This window comes from Nocardia sp. A7, from assembly GCF_046549215.1.
Lineage (GTDB): Bacteria > Actinomycetota > Actinomycetes > Mycobacteriales > Mycobacteriaceae > Nocardia.
In genome coordinates, this window is sequence record NZ_JAJPWE010000003.1 from 664,670 (window position 1) to 689,832 (window position 25,163).

Consider the following 25,163-nt stretch of genomic DNA (forward strand, 5'->3'; position numbering starts at 1 on the left):
TCGGATTCGGTCTGATCACACTTGCGGTGGGGCAGTGGGAGTACCCATTACTCTGGCGCCGTGAACGAAAGTCCGGGGGTTTCCGAGCAGGTCGAGCCGCCTGTTCCCGCGCAGAGCAAGGAACCGAACGCCATTTCTCTCGAACAGAATGCCGACCGCCAACGGCGCTGGTTGACCGCGGCGATCGGATTGTTCGTGTTCTCCGCCGCCGTAGCACTGCTGGCGCACTGGTGGCACGGGTTCATCGACCTGCAGGTCTACCGCAACGGTGCACGGGTGTGGCTGGACGGCGGCGAGCTCTACGGCCCGATGCCGCCGGTCCACGGGCTGGGTCTGCCGTTCACCTATCCGCCGCTGGCCGCGATGTTCTTCGTGCCGCTGGCGTTGATGCCGTTGGTGGTCGCCGAGGTCGTTGTGCTGGCGACCTCGCTGGCGAGCCTGGGGATCGCGCTGTGGCTGGTGCTGGTTCGCGTGCGCCCCGAACTCGACCGGATCGCGGTGCTCACCGTGGTGATCGCCGGGCTCGGTCTGGCCCAGTACCTCGAGCCGGTCCGCCAGACCGTCAACTTCGGCCAGATCAACCTGATCCTGATGGCCGCGGTCACCATCGACGTGCTCGTTCGCAAGCCGTTCTGGCCGCGCGGGATGCTGATCGGCATCACGGTGTCGATCAAGCTGATCCCGGCCGGTTTCCTGCTGTATTTCCTGCTCCGCCGGGATTGGAAGGCCGCGGCCACCATGGTCGTCTCGGCCGCGGGCGCCATCGGCGTCGGCTTCCTGCTGTTCCCGACCGACTCGGTCGAATACTGGTTCCACACCGTCTCCGACACCGGCCGCATCGGCACGCCCTACTTCGCGGGCAACCAGTCGATCAAGGGCACGCTGTTCCGTCTCGGCCTGGACGAATCACTGGCGACGGGGCTGTGGATCGGGCTGTCGGCGCTGACGATCGCGCTGGCCGCGGTGTGGATGTACCGCCTGATCGGCGCGGGCAACGATGTCGGCGCGCTGCTGGTGAACGCGGCCGCGGTGTTGTTGGTCTCACCGGTGTCGTGGTCGCATCACTGGGTCTGGGTGGCGCCCGCGCTGGTCGTCGTGGTCAGCCTGGCGTACCGCCGCCGCTCCCGCGCCTTCACCACCGTCATCGCCTTGTTCACGGTGATGTTCATCGTCGGCCCGCAATGGGTCCTGCCCCATTCCGGCGACAAGGAACTCGCCTGGGCGTGGTGGCAGCAGATCATCGGCAGCAGCTACGTGTGGACCACGTTCGCCGTGATCGTCTACGCGGTGATCACCTACCGCCCCGCCCGAAAGTCCTCGGCCACACAGGAACTCGCGAGGACCTAGTCCGTCGCTTCGGGCGTCAGGAACGCCGCGAGCGCCGAGGCGTAGGCGGGGACGTCGGCGGCGCCCATGAGTTCGCGGCACGAGTGCATGGCGAGTTGGGGAGCGCCGACGTCGACCGTCGACATCCCCGTCCTGGCTGCCGTCATCGGGCCGATGGTCGAGCCGCACGGCAGGTCGGCGCGGTGGACGTACCGCTGCAACGGCACGTCGGCCTGCGCGCACGCCAGCGCGAACGCACCCGCGCCCGCCGCGTCGGTGGCGTAGCGCAGGTTCTGGTTCACCTTGAGCACCGGCCCACCGCCGACCTGGATGCGATGCGCGGGCTCGTGCCGGTCCGGATAGTTCGGATGCGTCGCGTGCGCCATATCACCGGAGGCGACCACCGAACCGGCGAGCGCCGCAAGGTAATCCGCACGACCGCCGCCGCGGGCCAAGACGATCCGCTCCAGCACGGCGGGCAGCAGATCCGATTGCGCTCCACGATCGGACTGACTCCCGACCTCCTCGTGGTCGAACATCACCAGCACCGCCGTTGCCGCCCCCGGCTCGTCGGCGGCCGCGAGAAACGCCTGCAATCCGGCGTAGCAGGTCCCCTGGTTGTCGAGCCGCGGCGCGCTCACCAGATCCAGATCGCGACCCACGATCGTGCTCGACGCGAGGTCATGGGTCATGAGTTCCCAGCCGAGCACATCACCACCGTCGACCCCGGCCCGCTCGGCGACGAAGTCGAGGAACGAGGCAGGCGCGTCGCCGATCCCCCAGATCGCGTTCACGTGCCGCTGTGGGTCGAGGGTGACCCCGCGCCGATCCTCGGACAGGTGGATCGCCAATTGCGGCACCCGCAGGATCGGTTCGTCGATCCGCACCAGCACATCGCGCATCCGCGCGCCCTCGCGCACACTGAGCCGCCCCGACAGCCCGAGCTCCCGATCGAGCCACGAGTTCAGCCAGGCCCCGCCGTACGGCTCCAGCCCGACCAACTGCCATCCGGCACCCGCTAGATCAGGGTGCTGCTTCACCCGCAGGTTGGGACTGTCGGTGTGCGCGCCGACCACCCGGAACGGTGCGGCGGGCACCGCGTCGTAATCGGCCCACGCGATCAGCGAACCACCGCGCACCACATAGTGTTTCCCGCCCGCGTCGTCCCAGGCCGACGCCTCGGTCAACGGCGTGAACCCGTTGCCGTCCAGCTCGGCCGCCACCGTCGCACACACATGGAACGGCGAGGGTGACGCATCGATGAAGGCACACAAACCGCTGGCCGTGGCCGCTGTCAAGGAAACCGGCATCCTGCGATCCTAGGCACGACACCGTGCCCGGGCACCCCGCCCCGGAATACTGCCCGCTCGGATCAGTCCTCGCGTTCGGCGATCACCGCGAGCGCGGCCAGTAATTCGCCGTACCGGCGAATCCCGAGCTGGGACCGCAGTTCCTCTTCGGCGAGCTTTTCCTGCGCGCGGATCCTGGCGACCAGTTTCGCGCCGAGACTGCTCAGTCCGATCAGGATCCGTCGACGGTCATCGGTGGCGGCGACCCGGAAGATCAGCCCGCGTTCGGCCAGGTTGTCCGCATGTCGGGTGGCCGAGGAGGGCGCGAGCCGCGCTTGGGCGGCCAGTTCCGACATCGTCATCCCGTCGTCGGTGGACAACTGCGACAGGATCGCCCAGTGGTCGGCCGTGAGATTGTCGGCCGTCAACGCCGATTCGAGCCGACACACCCAATTGCGTTCCGCCGAGCGCAGTGCGCAGTGCAGCGTGGAATACCCACTGATGATGGACACGGATCGCATACTCCACCTGCCGAGAAAATCATTCGAACGTTGCTGTTCGCGTAAGGCGATAGAGTACAGAGTGCATAATTTCGGCCCGAGTCGGGATGAAACGATCGAGATTCTCTCGATCGTCCCCATACAGGGTCCCGGTGGCATCATCGCGCCTTCGTGCACCGCCTCGATTTCGCTGGCCGTGGACGAAATCAATAGCGGCACAGGAATTCTCGGCCGCGAAATCCGGCTCACCACCATCGACGGCGGCCGCGAACCACAAGAGGTAGCCGCCGAGGTGGCGGCCTTTCTGGCCACCGGAATGGTCGGCGCGATCACCGGCTGGCACACCTCGGCGGTGCGCCGGGCAGTCGCCGACGCCGTCGACGCCCGCGTCCCCTACCTCTACGCCACCGACCACGAGGGCCTGCCCGACGAACGCCCCGGCGTCCTGCTGGTAGGCGAACATCCCGACCACCAGACAGTGCCCGCGGCGGCCTGGATGGCCCGCGAACTCGGCGTGCGCCGCTGGGCCGTCATCGGCAACGACTACATCTGGCCCCGCCGAACAGCTCACGCCTTACGCCGGTCCCTGCCGAACCCGTACGACATCATCGTCGAGCAGTACGTCCCCCTCGGCACCACCGATTTCGGGAATTTCCTGGAAAACCCCGCGCTCCTGCTGGCCGACGCGGTCCTGATCCTCATGGTCGGCGCCGACACCGCCCGCTTCAACCGCCAGTTCACCGCCACCGGCCTGCCCGCCGTGATGCCCCGCCTCAGCCCCGCGGTCGACGAGAACGTACTGCTCAGCGCGGGCCCGTCGGCGAACACCAACCTCTACGTGGCGTCGAGCTTCTTCATCGACAACCACACCAACGAAGGCCGATCCCGCCGGGCCCGCTATCGCGAGCACCAGGGCCGATTCGCCCCGGCGCTGACAACGTTCAGCAACTCCACCTACGAAGCGATCCACCTGCTGAACACCCTGGCCGACACGACCGGCACCCTCGACGTGGAGACCATCACCGCCGCGGTGGAACCCGGCCTGGTACTGGACGGACCAGCCACTCGCCGGGGATTTCTCGGCAATCAAGCAGTCGGCCCCGCCCACCTGGCACAGGCGAACGGGGTCGACTTCGACCTCATCGACAGTCTCTAGTGCCGAGCGGGTCTGTCAGGCCTTGACGAAACTGTCGATCACCGAGAAGAAAATGCCGAGACCGTCGTCGCTGGGTCCGGTCAATGCCTCGGTGGCGTGCTCGGGGTGCGGCATCAGGCCGACGACCCGCCCGTTGGCCGAGGAGATCCCGGCGATTCCGCGCTGCGAACCGTTCGGGTTGTCGCCCGCGTACCGGAAGACCACGCGACCTTCGCCTTCGAGCTCGTCCAGGACCTGCTCCGACGCCTGGAACCGTCCCTCGCCCGACTTCAGCGGAACGAGAATCTGGGCACCCGACTCGTACCGCGAGCTCCAGGCGGTATCGGTCGCCTCGACCGTCAACCACTCGTCCCGGCAGATGAAGTGCAGCCCCTCGTTACGAGTCAGCGCACCCGGCAGCAGCCCGGCCTCACACAGCACCTGGAATCCGTTGCAGATACCGAGCACCGGCAGACCCTGCCCGGCCGCCCGAACAACCTCGCCCATCACCGGCGCGAACCGTGCGATAGCGCCGGCCCGCAGGTAGTCCCCGTAGGAGAACCCGCCGGGCACGATTACCGCGTCGACACCTTTGATATCGGCATCGGCATGCCACAGGCTCACAGCCTCGGCGCCGGCCAACCGAACCGCCCGAGCCGCGTCGACATCATCGAGCGTCCCGGGAAAAGTAATAACGCCGATACGCGCGCTCACGCCTCCGCCTCGCTGGCGCTCGGCTCCGGCATGACCGCGTGGGCGGCTGTGCTTATTGTGAGCTCGCTACGCTCCCTCATGAGACCCGAACAACCTTCCAGTCCTCGATCACCGTGTTCGCCAGCAGCGCCTCGGCGATCTGCTCGAGCTGGGCGTCCGACACACTGTCGTCCACCTCGAGCTCGAATCGCTTGCCCTGCCGCACGTCCGAGATTCCGGCGAACCCCAGACGCGGGAGGGCGCCGACCACGGCCTGTCCCTGGGGGTCCAGAATCTCGGCCTTCGGCATGACCTCGACCACGACTCGTGCCACGCGTTGCTCCTCAAGTGGTGTGGGGGTTACCTCGGAAATCTTAGTTGACCGGGCCGTCGTGCCCGCGTTCCGGGGTCGCGGCGGCTTAGCATCGGGTATGCGCATCGCCCACTTCGGTCATTCCTGCATCCTCGTGGAACTGCACGGTGTGAAAGTGCTGTTCGACCCCGGCACCTTCGCGCACGGGTTCGATGGCATCACCGGCTTGGACGCGATCGCGGTGACCCACCAGCACCCCGACCACATCGACCCGAACCGAATCGGTGCCCTCATCGAGAACAATCCCGCCGCCCGCCTGCTGTCCGACCCGCAGACCGCGCAGCAGCGCAGCGAGGGCTGGGAGCCGGTGTCGGCTGGTCAGGTGCTCGATATCGGCGAGTTACAGATCACCGGCGGTGGTGGCAGGCACGCGGTGATCCACCCGGAGATCCCGGTGGTCGACAACACCGTCTTCCAGCTCGGCACCGCGGCCGACCCCGCCCAGTTGGTCCACCCCGGCGACTCGCTGTGGGTGCCGCCGGTCCCGGTCGGCGTGCTCGCCATCCCCGCCGTCGCCCCGTGGATGCGCATCTGGGACACCGTCGACTACCTGCGCGCGGTCAATCCCCGCACCGCGGTGCCCATCCACCACGGCATCATCGACCCGTCGGCCCGCGGCATCTACTTCGGCAGGCTGACCGAAATGGCCCCAGCCGGAACCGAGTTCCGCGTTATCGAACCCGAGGACCAGGGCCAGTTCTGATCAGCGGTAGTTGGTCAGGAACAACGCCTCGGCCAGGGCCATATGCTCGATCTCACTCGGGTCGACGCTCTCGTTGGGTGCGTGGATAAGACATTTCGGCTCTTCGACGCCGATCAGCATGATCTCGGCCTTCGGGTAGGTGTCGGCGAAAACATTGCACAGCGGGATCGAGCCGCCCTGCCCCTCGGTGGTCACGTCGCGGCCGTAAGCGGTCGCCATCGCCTGTTCCATCGCCGACCGGGCGGGCCCCTCGGTGGACGCGACGAACGGTTCGCCGAGCGCCTCGACCTCGATATCGAGCTCGGCGTTCCACGGCACATGCGCGCGCAGGTGCTTCTCCAGCAGGTCACAGGCCTGCTTGGGCTCGGTGCCCGGCGGGATGCGCAGGTTGAGCCTGGCCCTGGTGCTCGGCTGGATCGCCGCCGACGACCCCACCACGGCGGGCACGTCCATGCCGAGCACGGTCAGGGCGGGCCGCGCCCACACCATGTCGGAGACGGTGCCGCTGCCGAGCAGGTCGACACCGTCGAGCACACCCGCGTCGGCGCGGAAGTCCGCCGACGGATACTGCGCACCGGTCCACTGCTGGTCGTCGGTGAGTCCGTCGATCGTGGTGTTGCCCTCGGCATCGCGCAACGACGACAGCAGCCTGATCATCGCGGCGAGCGCGTCCGGCGCCGGACCACCGAACATCCCCGAATGCATCGGCCCTTCCAGGGTTTTCACCGTCAGCACCACATTCACCATCCCGCGCAGGGTCTGGGTGAACGTCGGCACGCCGACGGCGAAGTTGCCGCAGTCGGCGACCAGGATCGCATCAGCTCGCAGCAGTTCGGGATTGGCGACAACGAACTTCTCCAGGCCGCCGGTGCCCTGTTCCTCCGAACCCTCCGCCACCACCTTGATCCCGATCGGGAAGTCGGGCCCGATCGCGCGCAGGGCGGTCAGATGCGTGACGATATTGCCCTTGCAGTCGGCCGCCCCGCGCCCGTACCAGCGGCCGTCCTTGTCGGTCAGCGTCCACACCGGTGTGTGCCAGGCGTCGTCGCCGAGTGGGGGCTGCACGTCGTAGTGGCAGTACAGCAGCACCGTCGGCGTGCCGGGCGGTCCCGGCTTCGACGCGATCACGGCCTTACTGCCGTCGGGCGTCTCGTGCAGACCGACCTCGGTCAGCCCCGCCGCGGCGAACGCATCGGCCACCCACTGCGCGGTCTGCTCGCATCCCTCCGGCGGGAACTGGCGCGGGTCGGCGACGGATTTGAACGAAACAAGCTGGGTCAGATCCTTTTTCGCCTGGCCCATCAGGCCGGATACCTTGCCGCGCAGCGCCGTCACATCGTCGGTCATCTCTTCGCGCCTCACTTCGTCGTGTCGTCCAGCTTCAGGGTGTCGAGATGAGAAAGGTAGTCCTGCAGGCGATCCGGGCAGTACGTGGCGATCGTGAGCGCCACTGCCTCGGTGGTGGCGCGCGGGCCGATTACTGGGCGCTGGCCCGGCCCCGCCGCACCGTTGGTGATCGAGGCCTGATATTTCGCCCTGATCATCGGCGAACTGGGGTCCTGGCAGACCGACCCGCCGTCATCACCGAGCGCATTGGCGATCACGCTCGCCTCCGGCGCGGGCAGCCCAGCATCGACCAAATTATTGTGCAGCTCTTCGGCTTTCGCTGCGGACTGGGTGTTCTCGTGTATCGCGGTGAAGGTGAAAAGCCCGATCAGGGCGAACACCACGAGCAGCACACCGGTCGTGATATAGATCCAGCGGCGTTTGTGGTCGGGGGCATCTCCGGTTGTCATGCCTTCTGCCCTTCCGGTATGTCGAGTTTCCAACTGTCCCTGCGGCTTCGGTAGAACAGGTACGGAATCAGCAGGCCGACGATGCCCATGCCACCGCCCACGATGAGCACATACACCCACGGACTCCCCGCCCCGAATTGCGAAGGCGGCACGAAGCCGATCGTGAACGCGGCGATCGAGGAGGCGGCGCCGAGCCCGCACAGCGCCATCAATGCGGGCGCCCGGTAACCGCGCGGGTGATCCGGGTCGTTCTTACGCAACTTGGCGGCCGCGGCGAACATCAGCACGTACATGATCAGATACACCTGCGTGGTGATCACCGACAGAATCCAGTACGCGCTGGAGACATTGGGAATGAAGGCGTAGAGCAGCGCGATCAGCGTGGTGAACCCGCCCTGGGCCACCAGCATGTTCTGCTGCACGCCGTGCTTGTTGAGCCTGGTCAGGATGGGCGGCAGGTACCCCTCGCTGCGCCCGATCAGCAACAGTCCCTTCGACGGTCCGGCCAGCCAGGTGAGCATGCCACCCAGCGCGGCGGCCACCAGCGCGATGCCGATGATCGGGGTGAGGAAGCCGACGCCGAAGTGGCCGAAGAAGGCGTCGAAGGCCTGCATCACGCCCGCCGTGAGACTCAGGCTGGCCGCGGGAACGACCCAACTGATCGCCAGCGCGGGCAGGATGAAGATCACCAGCACCAGGGCCATCGCGAGGAACATCGCCTTCGGGAATTCCTTGGCCGGATTCTTCAGCGACGACACATGCACCGCGTTCATCTCCATGCCCGCGTAGGACAGGAAGTTGTTCACGATCAGCACCAGGCTCGCCAATCCGGCCCAGGCGGGCAGCAGGTGTGACGAATCCATCGGGGCCGCAGACTGATTGCCCTGTGCGAGGAAAACCAGACCGAGGACGACCAGCAAGGTGCCGGGAATCAGCGTGCCGATGACCAGACCCATACTCGAAAGCCCGGCAACAGTTTTGGTGCCTTGTGAGGATACGTACACCCCCGCCCAATAGACGGTGATGATCACGATCGCCACATAGAGGCCATTGGAAGCCAGCGACGGATGAATGATGTACGCGAAAGTGCTCGCGACATAAGCGAGCAGGCTCGGATAGTAGAAGATCGTCATGGCGAACTGGCACCAGACGGCAAGAAATCCGAGCGGCTTGCTCAATCCCTCACTGACCCATTGATATACCCCGCCCGGCCACCCCGACGCGAGTTCCGCGGCGACCAGCGAGGTCGGCATCAGAAACAGAATCGCGGGAATGACATAGAGGAATACGCAGGCCAATCCGTACACGGCCATGGTGGGCGCCGATCGCAGACTGGCCACCGAACTCGTGGTCATCAGCGCCAATGTCAGCCAGGACATATATTTCGTCGTTGTCGCAACTTTCGTCGCGGTGCCCGTCATCAGCGCTGCCTCCTGCTGTGTCTACACAACTAGCGGAAACCACTCGATCAACTGATGAATGATAAATCGCGCAGGGAGGTAACGGGGCCACCGCCGCGCGCTGATCGCCAGTACGCGCGGCGGCGGTGGCCGGGTCAGGCAGCTCTGACCACTGGGTAGGGCTCCCAGCGATATACGTCGCTGCGGGCGCCGTGATAGAGCGCGAGGTCGACCGCGTCGAGCATCGCCTGGCGCGGACCCGATCGCTGCAACTGCGCCGCCGACACCGCCAACCGCAGCACCCCGCCGCGCCGGGCGATACGCGCGGAACCCATCACCAGCGCCCGGCACCACCACGGCTCCGCACGGAACCCCTCGCCGATCCCGTACACCCGAGCACGCTGGGCCACATCACGTTCCAGGTCGAGCATGCTGGTGAGCCCGAACGCCATCCGAAACCCCACATCGGGCAACGCGGCAAGCGCACCGGTCGAGGCATCCCAGCGCGGCGCGGCGAACAGCCGGGTGCGCAGTTCCACCCGCTCCATCACCCGATCAGCGGCCTTTAGCCGCAACGTGGCCTCGTGCCTCGGCAGATCGGCGAACTCCGCCCGCCGAGCCTTGGTCGCCGCCTGGTCGTACCCGTGCAGCACGATCGCATCGCCCTCGAGCCGTCGCCCCCGCAACCACGACTGCGTGGCCGGATCGTCGACCAGCCGGTACTTGCCCTTCAACCGCGGCGCCACCAGCAACGACAACCGCACCCCCCGAGCGTCCATCTCCCCGGCGAACTCGATCGCGGCATCGCGAGTCGTATCCCGGATCCCCGACACCGAAACGATCAACTCAGCGTTCATACACCCCACGGTGACAGCCCGAGGTGACACCCGCGTGCTGCACCGATGACGCCCGGACGAATTTCGGCGCACTCCTCACCACCACCACCGGTGCAGTCGTACCCGCACCACACACAGAAGTCACCTGCCATCGACCGGTCCGCGGACGGTTCGAGCAGGACTCAGCGCCAACGGCCCGACACCGCAGCGGAAACGGTCAGCGGCCCAGCGCGTTTGGTACGGCGGCGGATCAGATTCGTCTCGATGCGGGTCACCGCGGGGAGCGCGGCGAGGTCGATGGTGACGAAGTCGTGCAGGTCGCCGACCACCTGGAGTTCGACGATCGCGAACACCGACCAGGAACCCGTGGTGGTGGCCGCGAAGGCGACACCCGGATGCTCACGGAGCACGCCGACTACCTCGGCCAGACCAGCGGGCGCGACCGCGAGCCAGACCAGCGCCTCCTCGCGGTAGCCGAACAGCGCGGGGTCGATCTCGACCTCGAACTCGAGTACGCCCGCCGCACGCCAGGTCGCGAGTCGGCGGCGCACCGTCGGTTCCGACCAACCGGTGGTGGCCGCGAGACGGTGCAGTTCGGCGCGTCCGTCGGCACCAAGCTCGGCTGCGAGGCGCGCGTCTTGTTCGGTCCAATTCGGTATCGGCACAGCCGGTTCCGCATTCGACGTGGCCAGTGTCAGCATCTCGTCGGCGGTCAGGGCGTTCGTGCGAACAGCCCAGCCCTCGGTACCCGCGATGAACCGCAGGATCGTGCTCACGGTCAGATCGCGCACGCCGGGTAACCGGGCCAGCCCCGCGGCGAGATCGGTTCCGGCCGGCGTGGCGAACATGCAGGTCAGCTCGGCGCCACCGGCCAGCAGCGCCACCCAGGAGGTGTCGGGCCGCCGAGCCAGCGCGGCGGCGAGTTGTTCGTCGGCGCCCGGCGCGCACCGGATCAACACCACCGCGTCGACCAGCCCCACGCGCGCGCTGTTCACCCGGCCGACCACTCGAAGCACGAGATGTGACCGCAGCCGCTGATACCGCCGCGCGACCGTGCGCTCGGAAACACCGAGCACCTCGGCCATCCGCCGGAACGGCGCACGCCCGTCGAGTTGCAGGGCGTGGATCAGCCGCCGGTCGAGTTCGTCGAGATCGACGGATTCCATCGCTGCGAACTGCCCCCATGTCGGATTCCGAAAACCTGCTTCGAGCTTAGCGGCCGTCACAGCACCTGCGCGCCGATGCTGGGTCAGTCCGCCACCTGAAGGAGCCACCAGATGTTGACCGTTCTGCCCATCCGCTACGTCGCCGATGTCGAAGCCACCCGCGCGTTCTACTCGGGCCTCGGCCTGACCTTCCGCCCCGAGCTCAGTGTCGCGGTGTGGGCGCACCTCGACGCGAATGCCGGCGCGCTCGGCATCCATGACGCCGCGGTGTCCAAGGGCCGCCCGCCAGGCACCACGGAGCTGAACCTCGCCACCGACGAACCGCTCGAGGCCATCGCCGAGCGCCTCACCCGAGACGGTTACGCGCCGTCCCTGCACAATGAGGACTTCGGCCGCAGCCTGCGCGTGACCGACCCCGACGGTGTGGTGGTGCAGATCCAGCAGCTCGACGTGGACACCATGCGCGAGTCCGCCGAGGCCGTCGCCGCCGAATCCTGAACACCGCCGCCCTGACACAAGAAATGGGCCCTGGCTGTACATGGCCAGGGCCCACCCGTCACGATCAGGCGTCCGCGAGACCGACCCGGTCGAGGACCCACGCGTACTCGAAGCCGACTTCCTTCCACTTCTCGTAGCGCCCGCTCACGCCACCGTGACCTGCGGTCATCTCCGTTTTGAGCAGGACCTCGTTGTCGCCGGTCTTGGTGGCGCGCAGTTTGGCGACCCACTTGGCCGGTTCCACGTAGAGGACGCGGGTGTCGTTGAGGCTGGTGATCGCCAGGATGGCGGGGTAGTCCTTGGCTTCGACGTTCTCGTAGGGCGAGTACGACTTCATGTAGTCGTAGACGTCCTTGTCGGCCAAGGGATTTCCCCACTCGTCCCATTCGATCACCGTCAGCGGGAGCGACGGGTCGAGGATGGAGGTGAGGGGGTCGACGAAGGGCACGTTGGCGAGGATGCCGGTGAACAGTTCGGGGGCCAGGTTGGCGACGGCGCCCATCAGGAGCCCGCCCGCACTGCCGCCGTCGGCGATCAGGCGGTCGGGTGCGGTCGCGCCGGAGTCGATGAGATGGCTCGCACAGGAGACGAAGTCGGTGAAGGTGTTCTTCTTCAACAGCGTCTTGCCGTGCTCGTACCAGAGCCTGCCCATCTCGCCGCCGCCGCGCACATGCGCCACCGCGAACACCATGCCGCGATCGAGCAGCGACAACCGCGACACCGAGAACGACGGATCGATACTGGCCTCGTAGGAGCCATATCCGTAGAGCAGCAGGGGTTTCGGGCCGTCGGGCAGTCCGCTGCGCTTGATGATCGAGATCGGAATCCGGGTGCCGTCTGCGGCGATGGCCCAATCACGGTGCTGCTCATAGTCGTTCGCGTCGTAGCCGCCGAGCACCGGCTGCTCCTTGCGCAGCAGCAGCTCGCCGGTCGCGGGCACGTAGTCGAACACCTGCATCGGCGTGATGAACGAGGTGACCCCGACTCGCAGCGTCGGCTGCTCCCACTCCGGGCTCGAACCGGCACCGGCGGAGAACAATTCGAGGCCGAAGTCGAGCTCGGTCAGTTCGCCGAAGCCTTCCGGCGTGAGCGGCCACACCGACAGGCGCGGCAGCGCGTCGCGCCGGTAGCTGAGCACCAGGTGGTTGGCGAAGGCGTCGATGTCCTCGAGCCGCACGTCCTCGCGATGCCCGACGAGCACCGTCATGTCCGACGGATCAGTGGCGGGTGCGACGGCGAGGACGAAATTCTCCGCCTTCACCCCGTCGACCACATCGTTGTGCAGGATAAGGAACTTGTCCTCGCCCGCGATCACCGCGTGCTCGGCCGAGTACTCCACGCCTTCGCGACGCGGCAGCAGCACCCGGAACTCGCCCTCGGGGTTGTCCGATTCCAGCACCCAACCCTCGGTGGTGATCTTGGAACCGAGCCACACCATCAGATACTTCTCGGAGCGGGTCGCGCCGACGCTCACCCAGTAGCGCTCGTCGGGCTCGTGGAACACTGTCACGTCGGCGTCGGAGCCGGTGCCGACGCGGTGGCGCCACACGGTGTCGGGCCGCCACGACTCGTCGACCGTCTGATAGAAGATGTGCGTGCTGTCCAGCGACCAGGTCGCCCCCGGCGCCGCGCCCGCCACCTCGTCGGGCAGCAGCTCACCGGTGCGCAGGTCCTTGATCCGCAGCGTGTAGCGCTCGTCGCCGGAGCTGTCGACCGAGTAGGCCAGCAGGTTGCCGTCGTGGCTCAGCGAGAACGCGCCGAGCGCGAAGAAGTCAAGGCCCTCGGCGAGGATATTGCTGTCGAGCAGCACCTGCTCGCCCTCGATCGCCGAGCCCACCTCCAGCTGCGGCGGCGTCCACGCGTCGATGCCCTCGGCGTTCGCGTCGACGGGACAGCGGCAGTGCACGCCGTACTGTTTGCCCTCGAAACTGCGCGAGTAGTACCAGTAGTCGCCCAGTCGCGTCGGCACCGAGAGGTCGGTCTCCTGCGTCCTGGCCTTGATCTCGTCGAAGATCTTGTCCCGCAGGGGCTGCAACTGGTCGGTCTGCGCCGCGGTGAAGGCGTTTTCCGCCTCCAGATACGCGATGACCTGGGGATCTTCCTTGTCCCGCAGCCACTCGTAGTCGTCGACGAACGTGTCACCGTGGTGGACCCGCTCGAAGGGCGCCCTCTTCGCGATCGGCGCCGACACAGTCTCATTCTCGCCAGCCATCCGTCCACCGTAGCCGCACCGCTGCCACCGGGCCCGCCAACTCGGCCGCGGGCAGTGTGCGCACGCCGGCAGCGCACCGGACGACTGAGTATTTCCGCGCATCTACCGGCGGCCGTTCCTGCGTAACCTGACCGCATGGGGATGCGGTACGCGATGCGATCGTTGGTTGTGACGGCCGGGCTGGTGCTGGCGGCCGGATCCGGGGCGGTGATGTCGGCGAACGCGTGTGCGTGCGGTGGTGTCGTCAGCGGGGACAGTTCGGCGCGGGTGAACAGCGAGACAGCGGTCCTCGGCTGGGACGGACGACGCGAGACCGTGCTGATGCGGTTGGGCATGCAGTTCGCCGGCGACGACGCGGCGCTGATCGTGCCGACGCCGACCCCCGCGACGGTCTCAGCCGGGAATTCGGACTCGTTCAGCGAGCTGTCGCGCATGACCGCGCCCGAGCGGGTCACCGAATACGACTGGTTCGGCAGCGGTTCGCTGGGCGGCGAAACCTCCGGTGCCGCGCCGGGTTCCGGCCCCGATGTGCTCGGTCAGGTGCAGTTGGGCCCGCTCGAGGCAACCACCTTGCGTGGCGGTGATCTCACCGGCATCCGAGAGTGGTTGGACACCAACGGTTATCACCTCCGACCAGAGGTGAGCGCCACCCTAGACCCCTATCTCCGCGAGGGCTGGTCCTTCGTTGCCATGCGCCTCACCAGCGCGAAGCCGCTCTCCGGCGCCCTGGACCCGGTCCGTCTCACCTTCGACTCCGACCGCTTCGTCTACCCGATGCGCATGTCGGCCGCCGCGACCACACCGCAATCGGTGCATCTCTACGTCTTCGGTGACCACCGAATGACACGCGTCGATGCCGACACGCAACCCCACACCATCACCACCGAATTCGCCTCTCCCGTCAGCGAACCCAGCAACCCGGACCTCAAAGCGCTTGCCGCGGGCGACAACTACCTCACCGAACTCTCGATCTACATCCCCGACCCCACGACGATCACCAGCGATTTCCTCCTCGGCCCCGCCGCCGAGGACGTCCCCGTGCGCGACCGCGTGGTGAGCAAGGAATACGTCGAAATCCTCGGCCTGCCCGCGGGTTACGTACTGATCGTCGCCGGACTCTCGCTGGTCGGCGTGATCGCGGGCGCGACCCTGCGCCGCCGGTCAGCGCAGTAACCGACCCGGGCAGTGCGGACTCTCAGGCCCCGAGCGCGGGACCGATCACCGGCCACGAGTGATGCAGCGCGTCCTGCCAATAGGACCAGGAGTGCGTGCCCACCGGGTGGTAATCGATCTTCGCGCCGATGCCCGCGGCACGCAGGCGCTGGTCGAAGGACACCATGCAGGTGTTCACGCCGAGTTCGATGGGTCCGCCGAGGAAGATGTTCTCGGCCAGCGTCGGCTTGAGTTCGGCCTCGTGCGGGCCGGGGATGCCGGTGCCGGTGGACAGGTACAGCGCCTTGCCGCGCAGCCCATCGATCATCAGAGCCGGGTCGTGCGCGGCCCACTCGGGGCTGCCGGGCGCACCCCACATGTTGGCGGGATTGCCGCCACGGTTGACGATCGAGAACATCATCGCGCCTGCCGCCATCGCGATGTCCGGGCACGCGCTGTAACCGGCGACGGCGCGGTAGAGGCCGGGGTGGCGGGCGGCCAGGATGTAGGCCGCGTTGCCGCCCATCGACAGCCCGCCGATGCCGTTCAGGCCGTTGCCGTCGAAGTGCCCGTCGATCAGGCCCGGCAGTTCCTGGGTGAGGAACGTTTCCCACTTGTACCGGCCGAAACGCGGATCGTCGGCGATCCAGTCGGTGTAGTAGCTGGCCTGGCCACCCATCGGCAGCACCACGTTGACGTGCTTGCCGCGGAAGAAGGCTTCGGCGTCGGTGGCGTTGGTCCAGGTGCTCTGGCCGATGCCCGGGTCGAGCCCGTCGAGCAGGTAGTACGTGCCGCGCGAGCCACCGCCCGCGGGGTGCAGCACCTGGAGATCGACATTGCGGCCCATCGCGGGCGAGGCGACGGTGATGGCCGTCCGGTGCGGAGTCAGTTCGTGGACGCCGATGATCTGTGCGGCGGACACCGTAGCGGGGTGAACCACCGCCGGTCCGAGCACACCGAGAGCAATTGCCAGCACTGCAGCAGCAACACCTGTACGACGCACGATCTACCCTCCATAACCGCATGCCAATGACAGTCCAAAGTAACCCACGGGTGAACGAAGTGGAAGCATTCGGAGTTTCGGGCGTTTCTTCAGCAAACTTGCTGGTTTGCAATGACCGCTTCGCCGGAATTCGGGGTCAGCGGGTGAGGGCGCCTCGGATCGAACCGGCCAGGTAGTCGAGATCCGCCCGCGCCGGGGACGTCGGCCGCGCACGCAGGCCGAAGCCGTCACCGGGCGTTCGCGGGATCACATGCAGATGCACATGGAAGACCTCCTGCCCGGCCGTCACCCCGTCGGCGAGAAAGAAATTCACCCCGTCGGCCGCCACTTCACTGCCGCGCAACGCGGCGGCGATCCGCTGCCCGACCTGAAAGAGCTTGCCGCCCAACGCGGGATCGAGATCGGCCAGGCTCGGTGCGGGCACCTTGGGCACCACCAGTACGTGCCCCGGCGTCACAGGACGAATGTCCATGAAGGCGAAAACTTCGTCGTCCTCGTAAACCTTCGAGGACGGGGCGGCCCCGGCGATGATGTCGGCGAAGATCGTGTACGGATTCACCCGCACACGGTATCGACCTCGACGCGTGAAAGCCCGCCACCGGCGCCGAAAAGGCGGCAGTGGCGGGCTGATTCGCATGGTTCTACAGAATCGGCGCCGGCGTGTAGCGCGCCGCTTCCGGATTCGCCTCGACCAGCTTCTGCACCTGAGCGACGACCTCGGAGACCTGGTCCGCAGCCGCACCGATGAACGCGGCCTTGTCGGCCAGCGCCGCGTCCAGCCCCGCACGGTCGAGCGGCATCCGCTCGTCGGCGGCGAGCCGATCCAGCAGATCAGGTTCGCGACCCTGCTCGCGCATGGCCAGCGCCACCGCCACCGCGTGCTCCTTGATGACCTCGTGCGCGGTCTCGCGGCCGACGCCCGCGCGCACCGCCGCCATCAGGATGCGGGTGGTCGCCAGGAACGGCAGGTACCGGTCGAGCTCACGCGAGACCACCGCCGGGTAGGCGCCGAACTCGGCGAGCACGGTCAGGAAGGTCTCCATCTGCCCGTCGATGGCGAAGAACGCGTCCGGTAGCGCGACGCGGCGCACCACCGAGCAGAACACGTCGCCCTCGTTCCACTGCGCGCCCGCCAGCTCGGCGGCCATCGAGCCGTAGCCGCGCAGGATCACCTGCAGGCCGTTCACCCGCTCGCACGAGCGCGTGTTCATCTTGTGCGGCATCGCCGACGACCCGACCTGGCCCGGCTGGAAACCCTCGGTGACCAGCTCGTGCCCGGCCATCAGCCGAATCGTGTGCGCGAACGACGACGGCCCGGCACCCAGCTGCACCAGCGCGGACAGCACATCGTGATCGAGCGAGCGCGGGTACACCTGACCCACGCTGGTGAACACGTTCGCGAAGCCGAGATGCGTGGCCACCTGCTGTTCGAGGGCGGCGAGTTTGTTCGCGTCACCGTCGAGCAGGTCGAGCATGTCCTGGGCGGTGCCCATCGGGCCCTTGATCCCGCGCAGCGGGTAGCGGTCGATCAGATCGCGCATTCGGGCCAGGCCCACCAGCATCTCGTCGGCGGCGGAGGCGAAGCGCTTGCCCAGCGTGGTGGCCTGCGCGGCGACATTGTGCGAGCGCCCCGCCATCACCAGCGTCTGGTACTCGGCGGCCCGCTCGGCCAACCGCGCCGCGATGGCGATGCCGTGGCGGTAGACGTGCTCGAGCGAGAGCCGGATCTGCAGCTGCTCGACGTTCTCGGTGAGGTCGCGGCTGGTCATGCCCTTGTGCACGTGTTCGTGCCCGGCGAGCGCGTTGAACTCCTCGATGCGCGCCTTCACATCGTGGCGGGTGACCCGCTCACGCTCGGCGATCGAGGCCAGGTCCACCTGGTCGATGACGCGTTCGTAATCGTCGACAACCCCAGCGGGGACTTCGATTCCGAGTTCGGCCTGCGCACGCAGCACCTCCAGCCACAGCCTGCGCTCGAGCACGATCTTGTTCTCGGGCGACCAGAGCGCGACGAGCTCCGGGCTGGCGTATCGGGTGGCGAGGACATTCGGGACGAGGCTCACGAGACTTCAGTCTAATTGCCGCACCCGTTCGGCCTGGGAGGGCATCATGTTCGGGACCACGGGCGGGGCGACGATGTCGATCATTTCGAGCAGACCGGCCCTGGCGGGTCGGCGCGGTTCCGGGTGGCCTTCGATCAGCGCGGCGACCACCGCACCGTCGACGACGGCCACCATCCTGCGTAACTGCTCGGGGCGCACCACTCGGTCGGAGCGGCGCAGCACGTCGGCGAGCAGGTCTTCGAGCTGGGTGCGTAGTCGGAGCTGGACCTCACGTAACTCGGGATGGCGGGCCGACGCCACGGAACGCTCGTAACGGGCGATGAGTTGGCCGCGGGCGTCGAGGTCGCCGTCGTCGGGGCCGACGAGCACATCGAGCAGCAGCTCGACCGTCGCCTCGGAGCCGCGCCTGCGATGGCTGACCTCACCGACCCGACGGCGCATCGCGTCGAGTTCGATCGCGCCGCTGAACTCCACGGCGTGGGCGATCAGATCTTCCAGTGATGCGAAATAGTAGGTGGTCGACGCCAGCGGAAGATCGGCTCGCGAAGCCACCGAACGATGTCGTACGGCGTCGAATCCGCCCTCGAGCAACAGCTCGGCCGCCGCCGCCACCAGAGCCTGTCGACGTCGTTCGCCTTTCGGAGTCGTTGCGGTGGTCACCGTGCAGCAGTGCCAGTCATCATCAGTTCAACCGTGCGCAATCGTCATCGGGGAAACACTGGGAATTCGGGATAACTGATTTTTACCGTATCCCGGCACAGATGTGTTCGTACTACGCAAAGTTGTTGTCTCACATCACTGTTGACACGACACCGGATCACCCTTTCATGAACCGTCCCAGACGCTCCAGAGCTGCGGTGATGTCGTCGGTGGCGCCCGCGAAGGAAAAACGGACCGTGTGGTTTCCATTGATGGTGTCGAAATCGAGACCGGGCGCCAGAGCGACGCCGGTTTCGGTGAGTACCTCGGCGCACCAGGCGCGGGAATTATCGGTCAAATGACCAATATCGGCGTAGGCGTAGAAGGCGCCGTCGGCGGGCGCGAGATCGGTGATTCCGATCGCGGGCAAACCCTCCAGTAGCAGTGACCGGTTGCGCGCGTACCGACGGACGTGCCCGTCCAATTCGTCCTTGGCTTCCGGCCCGAAAGCGTGCACGGCCGCGTACTGGGAGATCGCGGGCGGGCACACCGTCATGTTCGACGCCAGCCGTTGCAGCGCCGGGCGCAGGTCGGCCGGGGCCAGCATCCAGCCGAGCCGCCAGCCGGTCATCGAGAAGTATTTCGACACCGAACCGATCACCACCGATTCGCGGGAGAACTCCCACGCCGAGGAGGTCGGCGTGCTCGCGCCCGCGTAGGTGATGCCGTGATAGATCTCGTCGGAGATCAGCAGCGTGCCGTGCTGTTCACACCAGCGGGCCAGCGCGGCGAGTTCGGCGGGGTCGATCATGGTGCCGGTCGGGTTGGCCGGGCTGGCCACCACCAGGCCCTTCGGCGGCTCGGGCAGCGCTTCGAGCATCGCGACGGTCGGCTGGAATCTGGTCTGCGGCCCGCAGTCCAGTTCGACGACGGTGCAACCGAGGGCGCTGAGCGTGTTGCGGTAGGCGGGATAGCCGGGGCGCGCCACCACCACGGTGTCACCCGCGTCGAAGGCGGCCAGGAAGATCAGCGTGAAAGCGCCCGACGAGCCGGTCGTCACCACCACCTCGTCCGGGTGCACGTCATAGCCGTAGGTCTCGCTGTGATGGCCCGCGATCGCCTCCCGCAACGGCAGAATCCCGAATGTCTCGGTGTAGCCGAGCAATTCGTGATCGATGGCGGCCCTGGTCGCCCGCAGCACCGGCGCGGGCGCCTGCGTCGAGGGCTGCCCCGCGGCGAGTACCAGCACATCCCCGTGCGACCTGGCGCGTTCAGCGGCCGCTTTCCATACATCCATGACGTAGAAAGGGGCAATGGCCGACCGGCGCGATTCTCTGGACACTCGAGAGACGGTAGAGCACCCGATTGGGAGCGTTCACAGATATGGTCGGCACAATGGCTCCGACAGCGAATACGCAGCCACCGACGCGGCCCCCGTGGGTACGTCGGGGCAGGGGCGCGGGGGCGGAATGAAGCGGACAGGGACGGGCGTGGGCGCCGACATGGCGTCCGACGAGGACGCGGAATCGACAACGGCGGACTCGGCCGCGAACAGCAGCGCATCCACTGCGGACAGCGCGTCCGACAGCACCGAACCAACCGATGCCGAGGGGACTGCCCGATCGAGCACCGGGCGTGCCAGCCGTCGGGCAGTCAGCGTCAACGGCCGGATCTTGCAGGCGAATTGGCGCGAACAGTTGCCTCCGAAGGTCGCGGCGCGGGATCGGACGGCGGAGTGGGCCGCGCGGTATCCGGTGGTCGGGGAGATCGCGGGCGAGCTGCGCAGTGGCGAGGTGCGCAAGGTTTTCTGGCGGCGGCCCAAGGCGCAGGCCGAGGGGATGTGGGCGCGGCGGCCGAGCCGCGAGCGGGTGCGTCAGGTGCTGGTCGAGCGGCGGGCACTCATCGCCGGAATGGCTGCTGTGGCGGTGTTAGTCGCTGCCGACGGGCAGTTCGGCGCCACCGTCGACGGGCCTCCTCTGGCACCGGGCGAAGCGTTGCACGTGGCCATCGCCTATCCCCCGCAACTGCTACCCAACCCCCAATCGGCGACCCGCATGCTCACCGCGATCGACGCGGGTGAAAAGCGCCGCGAGGCACTCGTGGTCGCCGCGGCGGCCCGCGCCACCCTCGAACGCGCGAAAGCGGAGGCGGCGGCCGCGGTTTCCGGCGAATGGCAGGACTGGATGGGCCAGCGCGCCCCGGTGGTCCCCGGCGCGATGGTGCCCGGCTCGACCCCGTCGGTCGGCGGGTTCAGCCTGCCCGCGAAGGGCGCGTTCACGTCCGGTTTCGGCTCCCGCTGGGGCACCTTGCACCGCGGCATCGACATCGCGGGCCCCATCGGCAGCCCCATCTACGCCGTGGCCGACGGCACCGTGGTCGAGGCGGGCCCGGCGCAGGGCTTCGGCCTGTGGGTCCGTATCCGCCACGACGACGGCACCATCAGCATCTACGGCCACATGTACGACTTCTTCGTCTCCCAAGGCGAGCGCGTCCCGGCTGGTATGCAGATCGCGCGCATCGGCAATCGCGGCGACTCCACCGGCCCGCACCTGCACTTCGAAATCGTGCAGAACGGTCAACACGTGGACCCGCAGGCCTGGTTGGCCGTCCACGGGCTACAACTGACCTAGATCGGTGCGGGACAGCTCGCCCCACCACGTCCGCTTCGTTGTCCGACGACCGCCGGGGCACGCCACCCCGTCGAAGATTACGGCGCGGCCGTAACCCGTTCCGGCACAACGACTTCGGTCGCACCGATGTCGGTTCGGAAGTGACTGCCCGGCAGCTTGATTCCGGCCAGTCGCGCATAGGCGCGTTCCCTGGCCTGCGCGAGATCCGCGCCGACACCGACCACATTCAGCACGCGTCCGCCCGCCGACACCAGCGCCTTGTCCTCGCGCTGACCCGTACCGGCATGCAGCACAAGGGTTTCGCCCTCGAGCGCACTGTCATCGGCGCCGGTGATCACATCGCCGGTGCGCGGGCGGGCCGGGTAGTTCTCAGCGGCGAGCACGACGGTGATCGCGGCGCCGTCCTTCCAGCGCGGCGCGTCGACCTCGGCGAGGCGCCCGGTCGCGGTGGCGTGCAGGAGTTCGGCGAAGGGGCTGTCCAGCAGGGCGAGCACCGCCTGGGTCTCGGGATCGCCGAAGCGGCAATTGAATTCGACGACGGCGGGGCCGTGCGTGCCGATCGCCAGACCCGCGTACAGCAGGCCCGAGAACGAGCTGCCACGCGCGACCAGCTCGGCGGCAACCGGTTTCACCACGTCTTCGACGATCTCGGTGAGCGTTTCCGCAGACAACCACGGCAGCGGCGTGTAGGCGCCCATACCACCGGTGTTCGGGCCCGCGTCGCCGTCGCCGACGCGCTTGTGGTCCTGCGCGGGCAGCAACGGGATCACGGTTTCGCCGTCTACCAGGCAGAACAGTGACACCTCCGGGCCGTCGAGGAACGACTCGAGCAACACCGGGTGTCCCTGTTCGAGCAGTTCGGCACCGTGGTCGCGGGCCGCGTGCCGGTCGGCGGTCACGACTACGCCCTTGCCGGCGGCGAGCCCGTCGTCCTTGACCACCCAGGTCGGGCCGAAGCGGTCGAGCGCCGCGTCCAGCTCGGCCGGGGTGTCGACGATCTCGCTGTGCGCGGTCCGAACACCGGCCACCGCCATCACATCTTTGGCGAACGCCTTGGACCCTTCGATCCGTGCCGCGTCGGCCGACGGGCCGAACACCGGGAAACCGGCCGCGCGCACGACGTCGGCGACGCCGAGCACCAGCGGTACCTCGGGACCGATCACCACCAGGTCAGCGGCCGTCTCGGCGGCGAGGGCGGCGACGTCTTCGCCGGAGCAGGGGTCTACCGGGCGTAGCTCGGCGTGCTGGCCGATGCCGGGGTTGCCCGGTGCGGCGATCACCGCCGTCACGGACGGATCCCGGCGCAGCGCCAGGACGAGGGCATGTTCACGGGCTCCGGAACCGATGACGAGTACGCGCACGGGTGCAAGATTAGTCGCGCGCTTCGCACGCATTTCGCACGCCCCTGACCGCGCACTTCGCGCACCGCGAACCGATGCGAAGTATCGCTACCGAGCCGCGGTTTCCGCGTACCGATACCTCGAGCAGCCACACCATAGACCTCGCGGCTCGGGTTCACTTGCGCCACAATGGAACGCAGGTATGGCGCGAGAGCCGCCACCGAATCGGGGAGCACACCATGGGCCTGCTCGACGGAATGATGGGCAATGCCGGTCGCGTAGATCCGGCCGCCGCCCAGCGGGAGTACGCGAAGCTGTTCGGGGAGGGCGAGCAGGTGTATGCGGCGTTCATCCTGGTCCGCGACGCGATGCTGTTCACCAATCGCCGCCTGATCATGGTCGACAAACAGGGCGTCACCGGCCGCAAGGTGAGCTACCACAGCATCCCCTACCGCTCGATCAGCCACTTCGCCGTCGAAACCGCGGGCACCTTCGACCTCGACGCCGAGCTCTACATCTGGATCGGCAGCGGCGGCGAGCCGGTCAAGCAGCGCTTCAACCGCCAGGTCGACATCTACGAGGTGCAGGGCATCCTGTCGCATTTCGCGTCGATCTAGCTACGCTCGGCGGTATGGCATCCGTTTTCAGCGCGATCATCGCCGGTCAGATTCCCGGTCGTTTCGTCTGGGAAGACGACGAGTTCGTCGCCTTCCTCACCATCGCCCCCGTGACCCAGGGCCACACCCTCATCGTCCCGCGCGCGGAGATCGACCAGTGGCAGGACGTGGATCCCACCACGATGGCCGCGATGATGGGCGTCGCCCAGAAGGTCGGCCAGGCCGTCCGCGTCGCTTTCGACGCGCCACGCGCGGGCCTGCTCATCGCCGGCCTCGAGGTCCCCCACCTGCACACCCACGTCTTCCCGGCCTACACCATGGGCAACTTCGACATCTCCGGCGCCGATTCCGACCCCGCCCCCGAATCCCTCGACGAGGCCCAGAACAAGATCAAGTCGGCCCTGCGCGACCTCGGCTACGGAGCCAACGTCCCCGCCTGATCGCCCGTTGATGCGAACGACCAGGCCATCAACTCCTCGGACGAGGTGATCACTGCGCGGTGTAACCACCATCCACGAGTTGGTAACCGCCGGTGATGAATGTGGATGCGTCACTGACCAGGAAAAGCACCAGATTCGCCACCTCCTCCGGGGTGCCCAACCGCCCGACGGGATGCTTGTCGGCCAGGAACTTCGTGGCCTCGATGGTGTCGTCCAGCAGCGGGGTGCGAATAAATCCCGGGGCTACGGCATTGACCCGAACACCTTGCTTCGCATATTCGAGCGCCGCGTTCTGCGTGAGCCCGACCACGCCGTGTTTGGCAGTGACATACGCCGACGACATCGGAAAACCGACGCTGCCAAGAATCGACGCCATATTCACAATGGATCCGCCACCGGCGGCGACCATCACCGGCAGCTGGGCGCGCAACGCGTAGAACACCGAATCCAGGTTCACCGACATCACCTTGCGCCAACTCTCGGTCGAGTAGTCGCCGATCAGGTTCGATTCGCCGCTGATACCAGCGTTGTTGACCGCGATCCGCAATGGCCCGAGGTCCTGAGCGGCCGCAACACTGCGCCCCACAGTCTCCGGATCCGCGGCGTCCCCATCGAACGGAACCGCGATTCCGCCCGCCCCGACAATTTCGTCAGCGACCTTCTTCGCAGCCTCGCCGTTCAGATCGAACACCAATACCGAAGCCCCGTTGGCCCCCAGTTCGAGCGCCACCGCCCGCCCGATCCCCGACCCGGCCCCGCTGACAATCGCCGAACGACCACCCACGTCATATACAGCCATGCGCCATTCTCCTATCTCAACGTTTCCGCGGACAGAACAAGAAGAGCTTCACCGATCACCGTACGGCAGGCGATGACCGCCATGACATCTCCGATTTCGCGCCGGTGTTCGCACTGACCAGTCGGGTGCCGCGATCGACGCGATGTCCTTGCCGATCAGTACGCGGCCACCGGCAGCGCTGCCCGCCACAATCGGACCGCGCCGTCGTGCCGTCCCCGGCATCGGCGGTCGTCAACTAGGCAGTGTGCTGCAGCTCGGGTCGGAGGTTCGATTCCTGCCGCGAGCGAAGCGCCGAGCCCACTCGCCGTGTGATGCAAAAAAACTATCGTGGCGGATGTAGACATCCTCGAAGTTGGCGTATACAGTCGCTGTTGTTCAGCAAATCAGAGGGCCGGGCAGGCGAGCTGCCCGGGACAGTTCGACCGTTCCGCCTGGCGGAGAAGAGGATCCGGTGCAGTCGGCCGGACCGCTGGCGGTGCGATGAAGCAAGTGAAGTAGAAGTACCAGTAAGTGAAGTAAGTGCAGTACCAGCAAGTGCAGTGTAGTAACGCAG

Annotated in this window: 25 protein-coding genes; 8 read left to right on the plus strand and 17 right to left on the minus strand. The window is 67.2% G+C overall.

The window, feature by feature from the left end:
• Positions 1 to 60: 60 nt before the first annotated feature.
• On the plus strand, positions 61 to 1,347 hold the full coding sequence (locus tag ACLJPD_RS20900) for a glycosyltransferase 87 family protein (protein WP_410874295.1): 1,287 nt from the start codon (positions 61 to 63) through the stop codon (positions 1,345 to 1,347).
• Here the strand turns inward: ACLJPD_RS20900 and ACLJPD_RS20905 are convergent.
• Together ACLJPD_RS20905 and ACLJPD_RS20910 are read right to left on the minus strand one after the other, a co-directional pair.
• Positions 1,344 to 2,636, minus strand: coding sequence for a M18 family aminopeptidase (locus ACLJPD_RS20905; protein WP_410874296.1), 1,293 nt, complete (start codon positions 2,634 to 2,636; stop codon positions 1,344 to 1,346). The two genes, ACLJPD_RS20900 and ACLJPD_RS20905, sit on opposite strands and share 4 nt — an antisense overlap.
• 62 nt (positions 2,637 to 2,698) lie before the next feature.
• A complete protein-coding gene (locus ACLJPD_RS20910; RefSeq protein ID WP_410874297.1) occupies positions 2,699 to 3,136 on the minus strand; it encodes a MarR family winged helix-turn-helix transcriptional regulator in 438 nt (145 codons plus the stop codon).
• A gap of 61 nt (positions 3,137 to 3,197) precedes the next feature.
• On the opposite strand from ACLJPD_RS20910, the gene ACLJPD_RS20915 reads away from it, so the two are divergent.
• Positions 3,198 to 4,271 (plus strand): substrate-binding domain-containing protein, encoded by a 1,074-nt coding sequence (locus ACLJPD_RS20915; protein WP_410874298.1) that lies wholly within the window; start codon positions 3,198 to 3,200, stop codon positions 4,269 to 4,271.
• 15 nt (positions 4,272 to 4,286) lie between these two features.
• Here the strand turns inward: ACLJPD_RS20915 and purQ are convergent, their stop codons facing one another.
• Both purQ and purS read right to left on the minus strand, forming a co-directional pair.
• The gene (gene purQ / locus ACLJPD_RS20920; protein WP_410874299.1) at positions 4,287 to 4,964 is read right to left on the minus strand and encodes a phosphoribosylformylglycinamidine synthase subunit PurQ; all 678 of its coding nucleotides are present in this window, start codon (positions 4,962 to 4,964) and stop codon (positions 4,287 to 4,289) included.
• Between the two features lie 76 nt (positions 4,965 to 5,040).
• Entirely contained in the window at positions 5,041 to 5,277 is a 237-nt protein-coding gene (purS, locus tag ACLJPD_RS20925) for a phosphoribosylformylglycinamidine synthase subunit PurS (protein ID WP_056818769.1), read from the minus strand.
• Between the two features lie 97 nt (positions 5,278 to 5,374).
• Here purS and ACLJPD_RS20930 point away from each other — a divergent pair, with 97 nt between their 5' ends.
• The gene (locus ACLJPD_RS20930) at positions 5,375 to 6,019 is read left to right on the plus strand and encodes an MBL fold metallo-hydrolase (protein ID WP_410874300.1); all 645 of its coding nucleotides are present in this window, start codon (positions 5,375 to 5,377) and stop codon (positions 6,017 to 6,019) included.
• Here the strand turns inward: ACLJPD_RS20930 and ACLJPD_RS20935 are convergent, their stop codons facing one another.
• From ACLJPD_RS20935 to ACLJPD_RS20955, 5 genes are all read right to left on the minus strand, one after another.
• Positions 6,020 to 7,366 (minus strand): dipeptidase, encoded by a 1,347-nt coding sequence (locus ACLJPD_RS20935; RefSeq protein WP_410874301.1) that lies wholly within the window; start codon positions 7,364 to 7,366, stop codon positions 6,020 to 6,022.
• 11 nt (positions 7,367 to 7,377) lie between these two features.
• Positions 7,378 to 7,815, minus strand: coding sequence for a hypothetical protein (locus ACLJPD_RS20940; protein ID WP_410874302.1), 438 nt, complete (start codon positions 7,813 to 7,815; stop codon positions 7,378 to 7,380).
• The gene (locus ACLJPD_RS20945) at positions 7,812 to 9,236 is read right to left on the minus strand and encodes an APC family permease (RefSeq protein WP_410874303.1); all 1,425 of its coding nucleotides are present in this window, start codon (positions 9,234 to 9,236) and stop codon (positions 7,812 to 7,814) included. The genes ACLJPD_RS20940 and ACLJPD_RS20945 overlap by 4 nt, the downstream gene beginning before the upstream one ends.
• 134 nt (positions 9,237 to 9,370) lie before the next feature.
• Complete coding sequence (locus ACLJPD_RS20950; protein WP_410874304.1) at positions 9,371 to 10,072, minus strand: DUF2334 domain-containing protein; 702 nt, start codon at positions 10,070 to 10,072, stop codon at positions 9,371 to 9,373.
• A 161-nt stretch (positions 10,073 to 10,233) separates the two neighbouring features.
• Positions 10,234 to 11,217 (minus strand): Lrp/AsnC family transcriptional regulator, encoded by a 984-nt coding sequence (locus tag ACLJPD_RS20955; protein WP_410874305.1) that lies wholly within the window; start codon positions 11,215 to 11,217, stop codon positions 10,234 to 10,236.
• Positions 11,218 to 11,328: 111 nt separating this feature from the next.
• Here ACLJPD_RS20955 and ACLJPD_RS20960 point away from each other — a divergent pair, with 111 nt between their 5' ends.
• Positions 11,329 to 11,715, plus strand: coding sequence for a VOC family protein (locus tag ACLJPD_RS20960; RefSeq protein WP_410874306.1), 387 nt, complete (start codon positions 11,329 to 11,331; stop codon positions 11,713 to 11,715).
• A 64-nt stretch (positions 11,716 to 11,779) separates the two neighbouring features.
• On the opposite strand, the gene ACLJPD_RS20965 is transcribed toward ACLJPD_RS20960, so the two are convergent.
• Positions 11,780 to 13,927 (minus strand): S9 family peptidase, encoded by a 2,148-nt coding sequence (locus tag ACLJPD_RS20965; RefSeq protein ID WP_410874307.1) that lies wholly within the window; start codon positions 13,925 to 13,927, stop codon positions 11,780 to 11,782.
• Between the two features lie 153 nt (positions 13,928 to 14,080).
• On the opposite strand from ACLJPD_RS20965, the gene ACLJPD_RS20970 reads away from it, so the two are divergent.
• On the plus strand, positions 14,081 to 15,100 hold the full coding sequence (locus tag ACLJPD_RS20970) for a DUF2330 domain-containing protein (RefSeq protein WP_410874308.1): 1,020 nt from the start codon (positions 14,081 to 14,083) through the stop codon (positions 15,098 to 15,100).
• A 22-nt stretch (positions 15,101 to 15,122) separates the two neighbouring features.
• On the opposite strand, the gene ACLJPD_RS20975 is transcribed toward ACLJPD_RS20970, so the two are convergent.
• The 5 genes from ACLJPD_RS20975 to ACLJPD_RS20995 form a co-directional block, all read right to left on the minus strand.
• Entirely contained in the window at positions 15,123 to 16,082 is a 960-nt protein-coding gene (locus ACLJPD_RS20975) for an alpha/beta hydrolase (RefSeq protein ID WP_410874309.1), read from the minus strand.
• Between the two features lie 136 nt (positions 16,083 to 16,218).
• On the minus strand, positions 16,219 to 16,641 hold the full coding sequence (locus ACLJPD_RS20980; protein ID WP_410874310.1) for an HIT family protein: 423 nt from the start codon (positions 16,639 to 16,641) through the stop codon (positions 16,219 to 16,221).
• 82 nt (positions 16,642 to 16,723) lie between these two features.
• Positions 16,724 to 18,145, minus strand: a complete 1,422-nt coding sequence (gene purB / locus ACLJPD_RS20985; protein WP_410874311.1) for an adenylosuccinate lyase — start codon at positions 18,143 to 18,145, stop codon at positions 16,724 to 16,726.
• A 6-nt stretch (positions 18,146 to 18,151) separates the two neighbouring features.
• Entirely contained in the window at positions 18,152 to 18,805 is a 654-nt protein-coding gene (locus tag ACLJPD_RS20990) for a TetR/AcrR family transcriptional regulator (protein ID WP_410874312.1), read from the minus strand.
• Between the two features lie 157 nt (positions 18,806 to 18,962).
• Positions 18,963 to 20,126, minus strand: a complete 1,164-nt coding sequence (locus ACLJPD_RS20995; RefSeq protein WP_410874313.1) for a pyridoxal phosphate-dependent aminotransferase — start codon at positions 20,124 to 20,126, stop codon at positions 18,963 to 18,965.
• A 127-nt stretch (positions 20,127 to 20,253) separates the two neighbouring features.
• Here ACLJPD_RS20995 and ACLJPD_RS21000 point away from each other — a divergent pair, with 127 nt between their 5' ends.
• Positions 20,254 to 21,414, plus strand: a complete 1,161-nt coding sequence (locus ACLJPD_RS21000; protein ID WP_410874314.1) for a M23 family metallopeptidase — start codon at positions 20,254 to 20,256, stop codon at positions 21,412 to 21,414.
• A 77-nt stretch (positions 21,415 to 21,491) separates the two neighbouring features.
• On the opposite strand, the gene purD is transcribed toward ACLJPD_RS21000, so the two are convergent.
• On the minus strand, positions 21,492 to 22,775 hold the full coding sequence (gene purD, locus ACLJPD_RS21005; protein WP_410874315.1) for a phosphoribosylamine--glycine ligase: 1,284 nt from the start codon (positions 22,773 to 22,775) through the stop codon (positions 21,492 to 21,494).
• Between the two features lie 218 nt (positions 22,776 to 22,993).
• On the opposite strand from purD, the gene ACLJPD_RS21010 reads away from it, so the two are divergent.
• Both ACLJPD_RS21010 and ACLJPD_RS21015 read left to right on the plus strand, forming a co-directional pair.
• The gene (locus ACLJPD_RS21010) at positions 22,994 to 23,371 is read left to right on the plus strand and encodes a PH domain-containing protein (protein ID WP_410874316.1); all 378 of its coding nucleotides are present in this window, start codon (positions 22,994 to 22,996) and stop codon (positions 23,369 to 23,371) included.
• Between the two features lie 14 nt (positions 23,372 to 23,385).
• Positions 23,386 to 23,811, plus strand: coding sequence for an HIT family protein (locus tag ACLJPD_RS21015; protein ID WP_410874317.1), 426 nt, complete (start codon positions 23,386 to 23,388; stop codon positions 23,809 to 23,811).
• Positions 23,812 to 23,860: 49 nt separating this feature from the next.
• Here the strand turns inward: ACLJPD_RS21015 and ACLJPD_RS21020 are convergent, their stop codons facing one another.
• Entirely contained in the window at positions 23,861 to 24,610 is a 750-nt protein-coding gene (locus ACLJPD_RS21020) for an SDR family NAD(P)-dependent oxidoreductase (RefSeq protein ID WP_410874318.1), read from the minus strand.
• Positions 24,611 to 25,163: the final 553 nt, after the last annotated feature.